Here is a 16,002-nt window from a genome sequence, read left to right as displayed (position 1 = left end):
TCGATTCCCACGTCCGTCATTGCGAGGAGCGAAGCGACGAAGCAATCCATGCATCCGCGTATTCGGAGAGATGGATTGCTTCGCTGCGCTCGCAATGACGGTGGGGCGGGCCGTGGCGTCCCTCACCCGCTATTCCTTAGCCCCGCGGATATTCCGTTGATGGTCAGTTGAATCCCGCGCAGCACCTGCTCGTCCGGACTGTGCGCACGATGCTCCTTCAGCAATTCCACCTGCACGTGGTTGAGCGGATCGAGATAGGGAAAGCGATTGCGGATCGAGCGTTCCAGCAGCGGGTTGCCCTGCAAGAGACGCTCGTGCCCCATGATGTCGAGCAGCGTCTCGATCGACGAATGCCATTCGCGCCGGATGCGACCAAAAATGCTTTCACGCAATTTCACGTCGGGCACCAATTCGGCATAGCGTGAGGCAATCGCGATCGAGCTTTTCGCCAGCACCATGTCCATATTCGACAACAGCGTGCGGAAGAACGGCCATTCGCGGTAGAGCTCCTGCAGGAATGGCATGCCCTGCTCCGGATGCTCCGCTATCCAGGTTTCGACCGCGGAGCCGAAACCATACCAGCCCGGCAGCATCAGCCGGCATTGCGCCCAGCTGAACACCCAGGGAATGGCGCGGAGATCCTCGATCTCGCGGGTCTTCTTGCGCGACGCCGGACGGCTGCCGATGTTGAGCGTCGAGATCTCGGTAATGACGGTGGAGCCCCAGAAATAATCGGCGAAGCCCTCGGTTTCGTAGACCAGCCCGCGATACGCCCTGAAGGCCAGCGCGGACAATTGCTCCATCGCGGTCAGATACTCCTTGCGCGGCGCGCTCTGCCGCGGATGCAGCAGGCTTGCCTCCAGCGTCGCGGCGGCGAGGATTTCCAGATTGCTGCGGCCGACTTCCGGATTGGAATATTTGCTGGAGATGATCTCGCCCTGCTCGGTGATGCGGATCTGGCCGTTCACGGCCCCGCCCGGCTGCGCAATGATGGCGTCATAGCTGGGGCCGCCGCCGCGGCCAACCGAGCCGCCGCGGCCGTGAAACAACCGCAAGCGCACATGGTGGCGCTCGAACACCTCGACCAGCTCGATTTCGGCCTTGTAGAGCTCCCAGCCCGAGGTGACGAAGCCGCCATCCTTGTTGCTGTCGGAATAGCCGAGCATCACTTCCTGGACGCCGCCGCGGCTGTCCACCAGCCGGCGGTAGTCATGCAGCGACAGCATCCGGTCCATGATGCCGGATGAGGCCTGCAGATCCTCGATGGTCTCGAACAGCGGCACGATGTTGATGGCGCTGCGACCGGAGGGGTTGATGAGACCGACCTCCTTCAGCAGCACCGCCACCTCCAGCATGTCGGACATGCCCTTGCACATCGAGATGATGCATTGGTGGATCACGTCGGTGCCAAACCTGGCATGCGCCTCGGCGGCCGCGCGGAACACCGCGAGTTCGCCAAGCGTCTCCTCGCTGTACTTGACGAAGGCCGAGCTGAGCGGCCTTGCACTGCGCAGCTCGCTCAATAGCAGGTTGACGCGGGCTTCCTCGTTGAGGTCCAGGTAGGACATCCCGGGGATCGCTGCATCGAACAGTTCCGTCACCGTGCGTTCATGCACTGCTGAATTCTGCCTGATATCGAGCCGGGCGAGATGGAAGCCGAAACAATCGACGGCCCGGCGCAACGACCGCAGCCGCCCGCGCGCGATCACGCCGGAATTGTTCGCGATCAGCGAACGATCGAGCACGTCGAGATCTGCCTTGAATTCCTTCACGCTCGCATAGGGCGCGGCCTCGCCGACCGGACGCCTTGTCGTCTCGATATCGAGCTTCAACGCCGTCGCGGTTAGCCGCGCATAAATGCCTGACACCGCGAGGCGATATGGTTCGCCGCTTCGGTGCGGCGAGGAGTCGGGCGAGCGCCCGGCCAATGCGCGCAATTCTTCGGAAACGTCGGCAAGATGTGCCGCGAGCGACAGTTCGGCGCCCAGCGCGTGCAATTGCTCCAGATAGAAGTTCACGACACGGCTCGACTGCAGCCGCAAGGTTCCCCGCATCACGTCGGCCGTCACGAACGGGTTGCCGTCACGGTCGCCACCGATCCAGCTGCCCATGGTCAGGAACGACGCCAGTTCATCGGGCGCTCCGCCCTCCTCCTGGTTCAACCGATCCTCCAGCGCGCAATGCAGCCGCGGGACCTCATGCAGGAAGGTGTAGTCATAGAATGACAGGCCATTGGCGACCTCGTCCAGCACGGTCAGCTTGGTCCGGCGCAACAGATTGGTTTGCCACAGCGTTAGCACGGCGCGGCGCAATTGCTCATCACTGGCTTCGGCTTCCTCCGGCGTGAGTTGCATGCGTTCGCGCCGGTCGAGCAGCGCCGCGATCTCCATCTCGCGATCCATCGTGCTCTTGCGGCGGACTTCTGTGGGGTGCGCGGTCAGCACCGGACTGACCTGGGCATCCCTGAAGAAGCGGCGCAGGTCGGCCGCGCTGAAGCCGGCCGTCTTTGCGTGGGCCAGGGTCTGGGTCAGCGCGTTCGGCCGCGGCCCGCCGGGGCCACGGCCGCGCATCTGGCGGATGTTGTTCTGGTCCTCGGCGATGTTGGCGAGATGCGAGAAATAGCTGAAGGCGCGGACGATGCGCACCGTGTCACTGGTCGACATGCTGTCGAGGATGGTTTCGAGTTCCCGCCGCGCCAACTTGTCCTCGTCGCGGTGGAACCGGATCGAAGTCTGCCGGATGCGCTCGACCAGGTCGAACACATCGGCGCCTTCCTGGTCGCGCACGGTATCGCCGAGAATGCGCCCGAGCAGGCGGATATCGGTCCGTAGCCGGGCATCTTCCTCCAACGCCAGCGCGTCGTCGCTGCGATTGGACCGCGCCTCGTTCTCGGAAGGCATGGTCTGGGAAGACACTATCTGGGAAGACATGGCTGGCTACCTCAGAAATTGCCCGGCAATTCCGAGTGTGCAAGTTTTTTGCCGCAGTGCAAGATAAAGATGCGGGGTGGTGCAGCCACGCAGGAGGTCCTCATCCTGAGGAGCGGCCTCTTGGCCGCGTCTCGAAGGATGAGTTTGGGGCCTCATGGTTCGAGACGCGCGTTCGCGCTCCTCACCATGAGGGTTTAGCTATGTGCCCCTCTAAATCCTCCGCCCCGCCCGCTCCCAATAGGGATCGCGCAGGCGGCGCTTGAAGATTTTGCCGGAATCTTCCCGCGGCAGGTTCGATTGGATTTCGATATGCTTTGGCACCTTGTAGTCCGCCAGCGATATTTTGAGCTGCGCGCGGACGGAGGCGATGTCGAGCGACACGCCCGGCTGCGGCTCCACCACCGCCATCAGCGCCTCGCCGAATTCCGCGTCGGGAATTCCGAACACCGCGCAATCATGCACGCCTGATATTGCATGCAGCGCCGCCTCGATCTCGGCCGGATAGATGTTGACGCCGCCCGAAATTACCATGTCGCGCTTGCGGTCGCAGATGAAGACATAGCCGTCGGCGTCGATATAGCCGACGTCGCCCGAGGTGATGAAGCCGTCGCGATCGATCTCGGTGCGCTTTTCCGGCTTGTTGTGATAGGTGAAATCAGGATTGCCCGCGATCCGCGAATAGATTTCGCCGATCTCGCCCTGCGGCAATTCCTTGCCGTCGTCGCCGATGAAGCGCAGTTCCGCCCCCGGAGCGATCTTGCCGACGGTGCCGGGCTTCCTGAGCGCGTCCTCGGAAGTGGCAAAGGTGACGGCGCCGGATTCGGTCGAGCCGTAGAATTCGTAAATGATCGGCCCCCACCATACGATCATCGCGCGTTTGACGTCGGCCGGACAGGGCGCAGCCGCATGGATGATGTGGCGCAGCGACGACATGTCGTACTTCCTGCGGACCTCCTCCGGCAGTTTCATCAGCCGGATGAACATGGTCGGCACCATGAACACAGTGTCGATTTTTTCGGTCTCGACCACGCGCAAAAATTCTTCCGCGTCGAAGCGCGGCATGATCACCAGCGCGCCGCCGAGGCGGCCGGCGCGCAGGCCGAACGAGTTCGGGGCGGAGTGGTAGAGCGGCCCGGGAAGCAGCGCGCGGGCGCCCGGCTTTAGGCCGTAGATCATTCCGCGCATGCGTTCGGCGTTGGCGATCTGCTCCGGCGTCGGCGCGAAACGACGAACACCCTTGGGATGGCCTGTCGTGCCCGAGGTGTAGATCATGTTCTGCGGCTGCGGCACCGCCGGCCCGTCATAGCGCGGGTGCTGCTTGAGCCAGGATTCGAAATCGATCGCGAAATCGGGCGTGGTGAGGTGATCGGGATTGATCTTGTAGTTGGCGATAATTTCCGGCGGCGTCGGCACGCTGAGCGCGGTGACGCCTGGCGGGATCGCCTCGCGCAACTGATGCAGCATGTCGGCATGCGCGATCAGCACCGAAGTGCCGGAATCCTTCAGCACGTAATTGATCTCTTCCGGCTTGAAATGCCAATTGACAGGCACGCCGTACGCGCCGAGCCGCATCGCGGCATAGGCCGCCTCGATGAAGGCGATGTCGTTGCGCATCAGCATGGCGACGCTGTCGCCCTGTTTGACGCCGAGTTTCTGCAAGCCGCTGGCGATGCGGTCGGTGCGATCGGCGATCTCGTCGTGATGGCGCCGGCGCGGGCCGCTGATGATGCCGAGGAAGGGGGAGGACGTAGACATTGTCGCTTTCCGATCTGTTGCCGGGTTTGGTGGAAGTCCTCATGGTGAGGAGCGCGTCTTCGCGCGTCTCGAACCATGAGGGGCCACGGGCCTCATCCTTCGAGACGCGCGTTCCGCGCTCCTCAGGATGAGGGTTTGATACTTACCCCACGTCCGCGAACCGCGGCGCGCGCTTTTCCATATTGGCGCGCACCGCCTCGGTCTGATTGGGGCTGCCGAGCAATTTCTGCTGCTCGACGGATTCGGCCAGCAGCGCCGGGCCGGGATCGACGGACAAATTGTTCAGCATGCGCTTGGCGGCGCGGATCGCATCCGGGCTCTTGCCGGCGATTTCGCGGGCGACCTCGAAGGCCGCAGCAAGCGGATCATCGCAGATCCGCGTCGCGAGGCCATAGCTCATGGCTTCCTGCGCGGAGAAGATGCGGCCGGTATAGGTGAGTTCGCGCAGGATGTCGTCACGGACGAGGCTTGCGAGAATGGGTGTGCCAGCCATGTCGGGCACCAGGCCCCATTTGATCTCCATGATCGACATCCGCGCATCGGGCGTGAGAAAGCGCATGTCGGCGCCGAGCGCGAGCTGAAACCCGCCGCCGAAGGCGACGCCCTGGATCGCGGCGATAACCGGCACCGGAAGCTGCCGCCAGCCCCAGACCGCAGCTTGCGGAAAGTTCGCCGCACCATGCGTGCGTGCAGTAAGGTCGCGTTTCTCGCCACCGGCGATCCCGTTACCGCCGCTTTCCTTCATCGCGGCGAAGCGTCCCATATCAAGGCCGGCGCAAAACGCTCGCCCCTCCCCGGATAATACTACCGCCCGGACGCCTTTTTCATGGGCGAGCCGCTCGGTTGCGGTCACCAGCGCCTCAAACATCGCGGCATCGAGTGCGTTCATCTTGTCGGCCCGCACCAGCCGGACATCGGCGATGCCGTCCGAAATCGAGATCGAAACGCGTTGCTCCATGAAAAATCTCCTCGCTGGTATCCTCAGTTGCTGCTTTACAGAACGGCGTTGTCCGGTTTTAGTCAATCGACCAATTAACAGACAATTCCCGTGGGTGGAAACGATGTTCAACGATCAGCTTCTCATCGGGCGGCGCATTCTCGTGACCGGAGGCGGCACCGGCCTCGGCAAGTCCATGGCAGCGCGGTTTCTCCAACTGGGAGCCGAGGTCCACATCTGCGGCCGCCGCAAAATTGTGTGCGACGAGACTGCGACCGAATTGATGGACCTTCACGGCGGGCGTGTGATCAGCCACGGCGTCGACATCCGCAATGCGATGGCCGTCGACGAAATGATCGAACAGATATGGACCTCCGGTCCCCTCACCGATCTCATCAACAACGCCGCCGGCAACTTCATCTCGCGCTCGGAAGAGCTCTCGCCGCGCGGCTTTGACGCCGTCGCCAACATCGTGATGCATGGCACCTTCTACGTGACGCACGCGGTGGGACGGCGCTGGATCGCCGCCAAGCTGCCCGGCAATGTGGTGTCGATCACCGTGACCTGGGTGCGCAACGGCTCGCCCTATGTGGTGCCGTCGGCGATGAGCAAATCGGCGATCCATGCCATGACGATGTCGCTTGCGGTCGAATGGGGCAAACATGGCATCCGCCTCAACACCATTGCGCCGGGCGAAATCCCGACCGAGGGCATGAGCAAGCGCATCAAGCCCGGCGATGAGGCCGGCGCGCGCACGCGGGCGCAGAACCCGATGGGCCGGGTTGGCACCATGGAGGAACTGCAGAACCTCGCCGTGTTCCTGATTTCCGGCGGCTGCGACTGGATCAACGGCGAAACCATCGCCATGGACGGCGCGCAGGCGCTCGCCATGGGCGGCAATTTCTATCAGTTGCGCGACTGGAGCGACGACGACTGGAACAAGGCGCGCGACTCGATCAAGGCGCAGAACGAAAAGGACCGCGCGGCAAGGGGATGATCTCTGCTGTCGTTCCTGCGAACGCAGGAACCCATAACCACCAGCGTCGATTGGTACGAAGGTAACTAGCCCCATCGCCTCACCGATAGGCCGCGGCGTATGGGTCCCTGCTTTCGCAGGGACGACAGTCCCGTATTGTCTTTGCTGCCGGATGACGCCAAACTCCGCGCAACGAAAACAAGACGCCACGGGAGAGACATGTCCGCTTCGCAGCAACTGACGAACCTTGCCGACATGGTGCGCGACCGCGCCAAGAGCCTCGGCAACGCGCTGGCCTATGAATTCGAAGGGCGCCAGACAACTTTCGCCGAATTCGACATCAACACCAACCGCGTTGCGAATGCACTGATTGCGCTCGGCGTCAAGCCGGGTGAGCGGATCGCCTATCTCGGCAAGAACAGCGACATCTATTTCGAGCTGTTGATGGGCGCCATGAAGGCCAAGGTGGTGATGGCGCCGGTCAACTGGCGCCTCGCCGGCCCCGAGGTCGCGTTTATCGTCAGCGATTGCAAGGCGCCGGTGCTGTTCGTAGGTCCCGAGTTCATCACCCAGGTCCGCAACATCAAGGCGCAACTGCCTGATGTCCGCACCGTCATCACCACCGAGGGCGGCGCGCCGGAATGGCAGGATTTTACGGCCTGGCGCGATGCGCAGAGCGGCGACGACCCAAACGTGCCGATCAGCCCGAAGGACATCGCGATCCAGCTCTATACGTCGGGCACCACGGGCAAGCCCAAGGGCGCGATGCTGTCGCACGCCAATTTCCTCAACCTGGTGCAATCCGGCAATGAGGCCGAGAAGCCGGAATGGAACAAGTGGACGGCGGATGACGTCTCGCTGGTGGCGATGCCGATCTTCCATATCGGCGGCTCCGGCTGGGGCGTCATGGGCCTCTACCACGGCGCCAAGGGCGTGATCGCGCGCGAGTTCGATCCAACCAAGATTTTGGATTTCTTTGAGCAGTCCGGGATTACAAAGCTGTTCATGGTGCCGGCCGCGATGCAGTTCGTGGTGCGGCAGCCCCGCGCGCGGCAGGTGGATTTTTCGCGCCTGAAATACATGCTCTACGGCGCCTCGCCGATTCCCGCTGCGCTCTTGAAGGAGTGCATCGAGGTGTTCAAGTGCGGCTTCGTGCAGTTGTACGGCATGACCGAGACGACAGGCACCATTGTCGCACTTCCGCCCGAGGACCATGTCGAGGGCCTGGAGCGCATGCGCTCCGCCGGCAAGGCGCTGCCGGGAATCGAACTCGCAATCCTTGACCCTGATGGCAAGCGGTTGCCGCCGCGCCAGGTCGGCGAAATCGCCACCCGCTCCGGCTCCAACATGGCCGGCTACTGGAACCTGCCCGAGGCGACCGCCAGAACGCTCGGCAGCGACGGCTGGCTGCGCACCGGCGACGCCGGCTACATGGACGAGGACGGCTACCTCTATATCCACGACCGCATCAAGGACATGATCATCTCCGGCGGCGAGAACATTTACCCGGCCGAAGTGGAAAGCGCGATCTGCGATCATCCTGATGTGGCCGAAGCCGCCGTGATCGGCATCCCCGACGACAAATGGGGCGAAGCGGTGAAGGCGATCGTGGTGATGAAGCCCGGCAAGCAGGCGACCGCCACCGACATCATCAATTTTACGCGCGAACGCATTGCCGGATTCAAGACGCCGAAGTCGGTGGACTTTTTGGAGGCGTTGCCGCGTAATCCGTCGGGGAAGATTCTGCGGCGGAATTTGCGCGAACCGTATTGGGCGGGGAAGGACCGTCAGGTGAATTGATTATCCTCCGTTGTCGTCACCCGCGAAGGCGGGTGACCCAGTATTCCAGAGGCCGCGGAGATTGAACGGACAAGCCGCGGCGTACTGGATACCCCGCCTTCGCGGGGTATGACAGCACAGGGCGGCGGCGAGGCGCTCCACACACTCAGTGCTTCCCCGCCCCCATGTAGCCGAAGAGGAATCCCGCGACCTTGCGCTTCTGGATTTCCTCGCTGCCCTCGGTGATGCGGTAGCGGCGGTGGTGGCGGTAGATGTGTTCGAACGGCTTGTGGCGCGAATAGCCCATGCCGCCATGCACCTGCATGGCGCGGTCGGCGGCTTCGCAGCAGAGGCGGTTGGCCCAAAAATTACACATCGACACCCGGTCGGAGAGCGTGTGCTCGACCTGCGCCTGCGTGAGCTGGTCCATCTCCCACGCGGTCTTGCGGATCAACAGCCTGAGCATCTCGGCCTGCGTCGCCAGCTCCACCAGCGGCCACTGGATCGCCTGGTTCTCGGCCAGCGCCTTGCCGAACGGCTTTCGCTCGCGGGCATATTTGACGCTTTCGTTGATGCAGTAGACGGCAGCCCCCAGCGAGCTCGCTGCCTGCCGGATGCGGTTCTCGTGCACGAAACATTGCGCCAGCGATAGTCCCCGGCCGACTTCGCCGAACAACGCATCGTCGGGCACGAACACGTCGGTAAAGCTGACGCGCGGATGGTCCGTCGGCATGTTGAAGGTCCACATATACTCCTCGACCTTCACGCCTGCGCTCTTGGCCGGCACCAGGAAGCAGGTGATGCCCCGCGCATCGCCGTCATTGCCCGACGTGCGGGCGAACAGCGCGCAATGGGTCGCGACATGCATGCCGGTCGTCCACATCTTCTGGCCGTTGATGACCCAGCCCTTGACGTTGTCGCGGGTCGCCTGAACGGCTTTGGTTTCCATATGCGTCGCGTCGGAACCATGTTCGGGCTCGGTGAGCCCGAACGTGATGCGGTACTTTCCCGTGATCGAGCCGTCGATCATCGCCTTCTGATCGTCGGTGCCGTAGCGGTCGAGCATGGTGACGATGGGCAGATTGCCGACGATCGAATGCTCGTTCTGCAAGTCGTTGTGCAGGCCAAGGCCTTTCGAGGCGAAGTGCTCGCGGATCACGGCCATCCAGAGATTGGAACCATCCTTGCCGCCATAGCGCTTCGGAATCGCGAAGCGCAGGTGCCCGGCAGCGTCTGCAAGGTTCTTCGCCTTGCGCAGCAGCACTTCCCATTCATGCCGCGGCAGGCCGCCGTTTTCGAAATCGGTGCGGGCCCACTCGCGGCGGTGATCGAAGAAGCGGATGTTGTCGTCGGCCTCCTCCAGCGGCTTGATCTCGCGCGCGATGAAGCGGTCGAGTTCATCGAGATAGCTAACGAGGTCGGCAGGCAGGTTGAAATCCAAGGTGGTCTCTCCCGGGAATATCGTTTGTTGTTGATTTGCGTTTAGGCGCTACGCGAGCGCTCCTGCTCCGATGGATTAAGGTTGGAAGACCACATGTAAGTCAAGCAACGGAATGAACCTTGGCACGCGCAGGCGCGTTGCGTAATTGGATGGTATCGGACGCCGGGCTGGCGCTATGATCGCGGCCAATATTCTTCGCCGCAGAAAATCGAAACGGGAGCAAACATGGACCTGAAATTCTCCAAGGTGACGCGCAAGGGGCCGGTTACGATCATCACGCTGTCGCGGCCCGAAGTGTATAATGCGTTGCATATCGACGCGCATTTCGAACTCAACAAGGTGTTCGACGATTTTTCCGCCGACCCCGAGCAATGGGTCGCAATCGTCACCGGCGCCGGCGACAAGGCGTTTTGCGCCGGCAACGATCTGAAGTGGCAGGCCGCCGGCGGCAAGCGTGGCTGGGACAAGGGCGGTTTCGCCGGCCTCACCTCGCGCTTCGACTGCGACAAGCCGATCATCGCTGCCGTCAACGGGGTGGCGATGGGCGGCGGTTTTGAGATCGCGCTGGCCTGCGACCTCATCATTGCGTCGGAGAATGCGACGTTTGCGCTGCCCGAGCCGCGCGTCGGCCTCGCAGCATTGGCCGGCGGTGTGCATCGCCTGCCGCGGCAGATCGGGCTGAAGCGCGCCATGGGCATGATCCTCACCGCGCGCCATGTCTCGGCCAAGGAGGGGCTCGAACTGGGCTTCGTCAACGAGGTGGTTCCGGCCGGCGAAGCGCTGGCGGCGGCCGAGCGATGGGCGGAGACGATCTGCAAGAATTCGCCGATGTCGATCCGCGCCTCCAAGCAGGCGATCCAGAGGGGACTCGAAGTCTCGCTGGAGCAGGCGATCGCCGAGCAGCGCGAGTATCCGGCGGTGAAGGCGATGGCGGCCTCGCAGGATTACATCGAGGGACCGAAGGCGTTTGCGGAGAAGCGCCCGCCGAAATGGCTGGGGCGGTGACGACGTAGTCGTCATTCCGGGGCGAGCGAAAGCGAGAGCCCGGAATCTCGAGATTCCGGGTCTGGTGCTAGCGCACCATCCCGGAATGACGAAGATAATCACTTATTCTCCAGCTCCCTCTTGTATGACCCATAGTTCGGCTGGTCGACGGCGAGCTTGTCCATCGTGGTCTGCCAGAGATGCTCGGCCAGCCCGGGCGTCTGCAGATCGACCTCGCCCTTTGAAATCTTTTCCGACAGCGCGCGATTGAGTTCCAGCAGCGAACCATCCATGCCGAGCAACTGCTTCAGCCGCACCGCCTCCGCGGCATCACTCCCCTGCTCCAGCGCCAGTTGCCGCGTCACGAGATCCAGCGCGTTGATGCCGACGCGGAGCTTGAAGGCGTTGTGGCCCTTGATGGTGGGCGTGATCTCGTTGCGGAGGAAATCGGCAACGGCCTTTATCAGTTCGGTGGGTGTCGGTTCGTCCTGCATCTTTACTCTCTCATTTTGGGCATGATCCGATCCGAAAACCGCTTCACACTTTTCGGGATCATGCCCCTCCTCTCGGAGCAAGCAATCTCAGCAAATCGATTTCCGTCTCCGACGAACGCCGCCCGATCATGGCGCGCTCCATCGAATGATCCGGCCCCATGCGAAAGCGCTGCATCATGCCGCAGCACATGATGCCCCAGCGCAGCGTGCCCATCACTTCCCAGAACATCACGCGCGCGGGATCGACCCTCCGTCCGGCCTCCTCATAGCCCGCGAACAATTCCTCGCGCGTTCCAAAACCGCCGACCGGCTTGTCAATCTCGCCGAAGCGCCAGGAGTTGACGCAGATCCACCCCAGGTCCTCCATCGGGTCGCCGAAATGCGCGAGCTCCCAATCCAGCACCGCGCGCACGCCATCGGGTCCGATGATGAGGTTGCCGTGGCGGAAATCGCCATGCACCAGCGTCACATCTTTCGATGGCCCGGGATCGCGCTCGCGCAGCCAGCGCAACGCCAGCTCGAACACCGGACGCGGCCAGTTGAAGCTGCGGTACTCCCGCTCGAGGTCGGCGATCTCTTTGGTCGCCGTCATCTCGCGAAGTTTTGGCATTTTTGACGCCGGCAAGCCGTGAATACCCGCAATCACCCTGCCGAGTTGCCGCGCCAGTATCGGACGCGCCTTGGCGAACTGCTCATCGCGAAGAATCTTGCGCCCAATGGTCTCACCCTCGATGCGTTGCATGATGAAGCCAGTGCCGAGTTCGTCCTCCGGCTTCAGCACATGCATCACCCGTGGCGATGGCAGGCCGGCGTCATGCGCGAGCTGCATCAGCGTCGCCTCGGCATCGAGCCCGGCGGCCCGTCCCGGCGACGCGCCGTAGCCCGGCGGCGCGCGGCGCAGGATGGCGCCGGTGCTTCCGCCCGCGTGAACGATATCGAACGTCCAGGTCTCCTGGCTGGCGCCGCCGGAAAGTTTTGCGGCCCCAGCAACGCCGGTCGCCCCCGGATACCAGGAGGCGACGCAGCGTCCGAGTTGGTCCTCGATCATTTGCCCCTGAACTTGGCCGGACGCTTTTCCAGGAACGCGCTGACGCCTTCCTTGAAATCCTCCGCCGCGCCCGCGATGCGTTGCGACTCGAATTCGAGATTGAGCTGTTCCTCGAAGGAATTTTCCGGGCTGTCCCAATAGAGTTTTCGGATCAGCGACAGCGCGATCGTCGGCCCGTTGGCGAGATCGTGCGCGAGCTTCATCGCTTCCTCCATCAGCACCGCATCGTCATAGACGCGGTTGACGAGGCCCCATTCCAGCGCCTTCTCCGCCGGCAGCCGTTCGCCCATCAGCGACAGTTCGACCGAGCGCGCCTTGCCGATCATCCGCGGCAGCAGCCAGGTCGAGCCGCAATCCGGTACCAGGCCGATGCGGCGGAATGCCTGCAGGAAATAGGACGAGCGCGCGCATACGATCATGTCGCCCATCAATGCAAAGCTCATTCCGGCGCCGGCGGCGGGGCCATTGACCGCTGACACGATCGGGCAATGCAGCCTGCGCAGCCGCCGCAGGAACGGATGAAAGCCGATTTCCAGCGATTGCCCGGCGTTGCTCTTGCCGGCCTTCTGGTTGTTGCGGCCCTGCAGATTGGCGCCGGTGCAGAACGCGCGTCCCGCGCCGGTCAGCACGAGGCAGCGCACCTCCTCCCGCTTGTCGTCGATCGCATCGAGCGCTTCGCCGAGACCGCCCAGCATGTCCATCGAGACCGCGTTCATGACCTCCTGATGGTCGAGCTTGAGAATGGCGACCGGGCCATCGAAATCGAGCGTGACGTGCTTGAACTGCATTGCTTCCTCATGACTTGTGTTTACGCGCTATTTCGCTGCGCGGAAGATCCTGATGTCTCGACCCATATTTGATTTTCTCGATGCCGTTGTCCATGGTTGCATCGGAACATCTGCCCGCCACCGGGCGCACTCCTTATCGCGCGCCCCAAAGCAAATGGAAACATCCAATGAGCATCTTTGACCTCACCGGCCGCACGGCGGTCATCACGGGCGGCAACGGCGGCATCGGGCTTGGCATCGCGCAGGCATTGAACGCGCAAGGCTGCAACGTCTCGATCTGGGGCCGCAACGCGGAGAAGAACAAGAGCGCGGCGGCGACCATGTCGGCCGGGCCCGGCAAGGTCGACACCCAAATCTGCGACGTCTCCGATCCCGCTTCCGTCAAGGCGGCGATGCAAGCGACCCTCGATACGTTCGGCCGGGTCGATGGCTGCTTCGCCAATGCCGGCATCGGCGGCGGCGGACGGCGCGCCTTCATCGACCGCACCGAGGAGGAATGGCGAAAAATGTTCGCGACCAACCTCGACGGCGTTTTCCATGTATTCCAGGCTGCCGCTCGCCACATGACCGAACGCGCCGAGGCCGGCGACAAGTTCGGCCGGCTGGTCGCCACCTCCAGCCTGGCGTCGCTGTTCGGCACCGCGCGCAATGAGCATTATGCCGGCACCAAAGCGGCGCTGAACGCGCTGTGCCGCGCGCTTGCCGTCGAGCTCGCGCGCCACGGCGTCACCGCGAATGCAATCCTGCCCGGCTGGATCAAGAGCGACATGACCGCCGGCATCATGGCGAACGACAAGTTCGTCGCCAATGTCATGCCGCGCATCCCAATGCGCCGCTTCGGCGAGCCGACGGATTTTGGCGGCATCGCCGTATACATCATGAGCAAGGCGTCGTCATATCATACGGCGGATTGTTTTGTGATCGATGGGGGGTATACGGCGTTTTGAGGTTCTCCATTCGTCATTCCCCGGTGCGCAATTGCGCACCTGAGGATGCGCCTCTTGGCGCAGGCCCGGAATCCATTTCGCTACCTGTTCCGCGGCGTGATGGATTCCGGGTTCGCGCTGCGCGCGCCCCGGAATGACGGCTGGATATGCCTTCGCGATCTCGAGGCGCATTGCGCCCGAGGTTTGCATTTTCGTTGTCGCCCTCTTGGACAGAGGGCGCAGGGAAGACCGGGTGCGCGCTGCACCCGCGGTCTCGTGTGCAATGTGCACAAAAGATGCGCACACGAGCATACAGGTCCAGCGGGAGCATTCCGGCCTTCCCTGCGCAATGGCTTTACGGCTTATAGCGCGCTCTCCCCGGTGAGCGGCTCTTTTGCCACCGTCATCCCTGAGAAGCTTGCTTCCCAGGAACTTGACGCCAGCACCGCGGCGTCAGGACCACACGACTTCGCCGTACGCATCCGCCACTCTCGTCAGTCATGGCATCCGCGTCCATCGCATCTCACTGCACGTTCGTGACGATGGCCGACGCCCCTCATCTGCCGTGAGACGCGCGGAGTTATGCGGCTGATTTGGCCTGCGCGTTAAGCAGAATATTTTTGCAAAAGGGGCTGGACAGACTTCTGGGTGATTTGCCTGTCGAGCAGGTACAATATCTTGCGGTCGTCATTCCGGCGCTTGCGAAGCGAGAGCCCGGAATGACAACTCAACCCCATGGCCCGCGCGAGGCCGACCGCCGGCCCCACGGACTGCGGCGCGGATAGTTGGCGCGGGCGCTGAGGGAAGGCATGCCGCCGCGCGCGCCCATTTCCGCCGCAAGCTGCTGCAGCGCGGCGATGCGGTTCTCCGTCGCCGGGTGCGTCGTGAACAGGTTGTCCATGCCGTGACCCGACAGCGGGTTGATGATGAACATGTGCGCGGTCGCCGGATTGCGCTCGGCTTCCGGGTTCGGGACCACATGCGCGGCATTGGCGATCTTGGACAGCGCGGACGCCAGCCACATCGGCTGGCCGCAGATGCGCGCACCGAGATCGTCGGCGGCGTATTCGCGGGTCCGGCTGATCGCCATCTGCACCAGCATGGCGCCGAGCGGGGCCAGGATCATCATGGCAATCGAGCCGATGATGCCGGGTCCTTGGTTGTTGTCGCGGTGGCCGCCGAAGAACATGCCGAACTGCGCAACCATCGAGATCGCGCCGGCAATCGTCGCGGTGATGGTCATCAGCAGCGTATCGTGGTTCTTGATGTGCGCGAGCTCGTGCGCGATCACACCGGCGAGCTCCTCGCGGCTGAGCTGTTGCATCAGGCCGGTGGTCACGGCGACCGCCGCATTCTGCGGATTGCGGCCGGTGGCGAACGCATTGGGCTGCGCCTCGTCCATCACGAACACGCGCGGCATCGGCAAGCCGGCGCGTCCGGCCAGCTCGGCCACGAGGTGGACGAGATCGGGCGCGCTGTTGCGGTCGACCTCATGGGCGCCGTACATCGACAGCACCATGCGGTCCGAATTCCAATAGGCGAACAGGTTCGTCGCAGCCGCGATCACGAGCGCGATCAGGGCACCGCTGGCGCCGCCGATCAGATAGCCGACGCCCATGAAGAGGCCGGTGAGACCGGCCAGAAGAATGGCAGTCTTCAAATAGCTCATTGTCGTCTCCTTGCCGTCCGCGGCCGGAGGCCGGGAGTTGGCACCCCAGAAGTAGTGATTTCCCCGGCCCGCCTTCAAGATGCCGGGGTGCGTCGAGGCGCCGCGCTGACCGGCGGAAACCACCCTCTCGGGCCGGATTACCGAACCGTAATCTGCCGGCAACGCGGGCGGCTTCCGGGCCTTCCGGTTGCCCATCGCCTGCTTGTGCAGCGCCAATGGTGCCGTCTACATTGCCGGCAACGGGTAGCGGGCGGGGTTGTTCCTTGCGTAAGCGC

General features: G+C 63.2%; 12 protein-coding genes. 4 read left to right on the top strand and 8 right to left on the bottom strand.

Annotated elements, in window-relative coordinates; genetic code table 11:
• Positions 1-122: 122 nt before the first annotated feature.
• From ppc to JQ624_RS07690, 3 genes are all read right to left on the bottom strand, one after another.
• The gene (gene ppc, locus JQ624_RS07700; protein WP_212418505.1) at positions 123-2,915 is read right to left on the bottom strand and encodes a phosphoenolpyruvate carboxylase; all 2,793 of its coding nucleotides are present in this window, start codon (positions 2,913-2,915) and stop codon (positions 123-125) included.
• A 225-nt stretch (positions 2,916-3,140) separates the two neighbouring features.
• Positions 3,141-4,685, bottom strand: coding sequence for an acyl-CoA synthetase (locus JQ624_RS07695; RefSeq protein ID WP_212418265.1), 1,545 nt, complete (start codon positions 4,683-4,685; stop codon positions 3,141-3,143).
• A 142-nt stretch (positions 4,686-4,827) separates the two neighbouring features.
• A complete protein-coding gene (locus JQ624_RS07690) occupies positions 4,828-5,643 on the bottom strand; it encodes a crotonase/enoyl-CoA hydratase family protein (protein WP_212418264.1) in 816 nt (271 codons plus the stop codon).
• A gap of 103 nt (positions 5,644-5,746) precedes the next feature.
• Here JQ624_RS07690 and JQ624_RS07685 point away from each other — a divergent pair, with 103 nt between their 5' ends.
• Entirely contained in the window at positions 5,747-6,619 is an 873-nt protein-coding gene (locus tag JQ624_RS07685; protein WP_212418263.1) for an SDR family oxidoreductase, read from the top strand.
• A gap of 198 nt (positions 6,620-6,817) precedes the next feature.
• Positions 6,818-8,398: a fatty acid--CoA ligase gene (locus JQ624_RS07680; protein WP_212418262.1), complete on the top strand. Its 1,581-nt coding sequence runs from the start codon at positions 6,818-6,820 to the stop codon at positions 8,396-8,398.
• A gap of 145 nt (positions 8,399-8,543) precedes the next feature.
• Here JQ624_RS07680 and JQ624_RS07675 read toward each other — a convergent pair whose 3' ends face one another.
• Entirely contained in the window at positions 8,544-9,818 is a 1,275-nt protein-coding gene (locus JQ624_RS07675; protein ID WP_212418261.1) for an acyl-CoA dehydrogenase family protein, read from the bottom strand.
• 225 nt (positions 9,819-10,043) lie between these two features.
• Between JQ624_RS07675 and JQ624_RS07670 the strand changes: the two genes are divergently transcribed.
• A complete protein-coding gene (locus JQ624_RS07670) occupies positions 10,044-10,823 on the top strand; it encodes an enoyl-CoA hydratase-related protein (RefSeq protein ID WP_212418260.1) in 780 nt (259 codons plus the stop codon).
• A 98-nt stretch (positions 10,824-10,921) separates the two neighbouring features.
• On the opposite strand, the gene JQ624_RS07665 is transcribed toward JQ624_RS07670, so the two are convergent.
• From JQ624_RS07665 to JQ624_RS07655, 3 genes are read right to left on the bottom strand one after another with little or no spacing between them, the layout of a single operon-like run.
• On the bottom strand, positions 10,922-11,296 hold the full coding sequence (locus tag JQ624_RS07665) for a DUF6285 domain-containing protein (protein ID WP_212418259.1): 375 nt from the start codon (positions 11,294-11,296) through the stop codon (positions 10,922-10,924).
• Positions 11,297-11,354: 58 nt separating this feature from the next.
• Complete coding sequence (locus JQ624_RS07660) at positions 11,355-12,344, bottom strand: phosphotransferase family protein (RefSeq protein WP_212418258.1); 990 nt, start codon at positions 12,342-12,344, stop codon at positions 11,355-11,357.
• Positions 12,341-13,132 carry an enoyl-CoA hydratase/isomerase gene (locus JQ624_RS07655; protein ID WP_212418257.1) on the bottom strand — a complete coding sequence of 264 codons (792 nt, stop codon included), beginning with the start codon at positions 13,130-13,132 and terminating at the stop codon, positions 12,341-12,343. Before JQ624_RS07655 ends, JQ624_RS07660 begins: the two co-directional genes overlap by 4 nt.
• A gap of 167 nt (positions 13,133-13,299) precedes the next feature.
• Between JQ624_RS07655 and JQ624_RS07650 the strand changes: the two genes are divergently transcribed.
• Positions 13,300-14,079: an SDR family NAD(P)-dependent oxidoreductase gene (locus JQ624_RS07650; RefSeq protein WP_212418256.1), complete on the top strand. Its 780-nt coding sequence runs from the start codon at positions 13,300-13,302 to the stop codon at positions 14,077-14,079.
• A 706-nt stretch (positions 14,080-14,785) separates the two neighbouring features.
• Here the strand turns inward: JQ624_RS07650 and htpX are convergent.
• Entirely contained in the window at positions 14,786-15,727 is a 942-nt protein-coding gene (gene htpX / locus JQ624_RS07645) for a zinc metalloprotease HtpX (protein ID WP_212418255.1), read from the bottom strand.
• Positions 15,728-16,002 lie beyond the last annotated feature (275 nt).

Source organism: Bradyrhizobium sp. AUGA SZCCT0283 (genome assembly GCF_018130385.1).
Taxonomy (GTDB): Bacteria; Pseudomonadota; Alphaproteobacteria; order Rhizobiales; family Xanthobacteraceae; genus Bradyrhizobium.
Note: the sequence above shows the minus strand (reverse complement) of the source record. Positions and strands in the feature narration are given on the sequence as shown.